General features: G+C 44.5%; 1 protein-coding gene. It reads right to left on the bottom strand.

The genetic code is table 11. From position 1 onward, the window contains the following. Positions 1-101: 101 nt before the first annotated feature. Positions 102-973, bottom strand: an 872-nt coding sequence (locus tag L972_RS00240) for an aminotransferase class III-fold pyridoxal phosphate-dependent enzyme (RefSeq protein ID WP_047434190.1), incomplete at its 5' end; no start/stop codon positions are given.

Raw genomic sequence — 973 nt, 5'->3', positions numbered from 1 at the left:
CACCGGTTTGAGGCCGGTGTCAGGTGATAACTAGATCTGTACAAATAGTGCGCATAGAATAAAATCATTGTTGTATGCGCACTTATGGATATTTTTGTTAGTCAACGTACTTTAAAAACAGGTTGAATTGGCTCACCATCAAGATTTTTTTCTATTGTCATTTTACTATCATGATCTATCAGCGCAGGTAGTATTTCAGTATATACTTTCAATATGTTATTGATATCCGCGTAGGTATGAGAGTAGTTGAGGTTATGACTTCCTAGTGTCAGGATACCTCGCTTACATAACTCTTGCATCAGATAGCTTTTCAATAACCAACTTGAGTGATTGTGAGAGTCAGAGATTAACAGAAAACACCATGTAGGGTGTCCCGCAGTTTTTATCCATTCTGGTGCTTTTATATCAGTTAATATGGTGTTCAAGCCATCAAGGAGAAATTGTCCTCGTTCTGTTAGGCAAGCAGGTATATCGTAATGACGCATTTTTTTGATGACGGCCTTAGCTGCAGCTAAAGCAATAACATCGCCGCCAAAAGTTCCTGAGAAAAAAATGTCTTCCATACGCTTCATATACTTCTTACGCCCGACGACAGCAGATATCGGGAATCCATTAGCCATACCCTTGCCAAAAGCTGCAAGGTCTGGCGTTACTCCGAATAGAGTTTGCGCCCCTCCAAGATGATTTCGAAAGCCGGTAATTGTTTCATCAAAGATAAGAAGCGTACCATGTTCATCACAGAGCTGACGTAGACCGGGCAGAAAATCCGGGGTTGGCCAGGTTACATTCATCGGTTCCAGAATGACGGCTGCAAACTCGCCCGGGTGAGCTTCCAGCAGACGCTGCAGCGAGGCAAGATCGTTGTAGTCAAATCTGTGCGTCAACTCTCTCACGCACTCGGGGACCCCCAAATGGCGGGTTGTCGAGCCTATATACCAGTCTTGCCAGCCGTGGTAGCCACAAACGGCTACCC

Source organism: Aeromonas sp. ZOR0001 (genome assembly GCF_000801015.1).
GTDB lineage: Bacteria > Pseudomonadota > Gammaproteobacteria > Enterobacterales > Aeromonadaceae > Aeromonas > Aeromonas veronii.
This window is presented reverse-complemented; position numbering and strand designations above follow the sequence as displayed.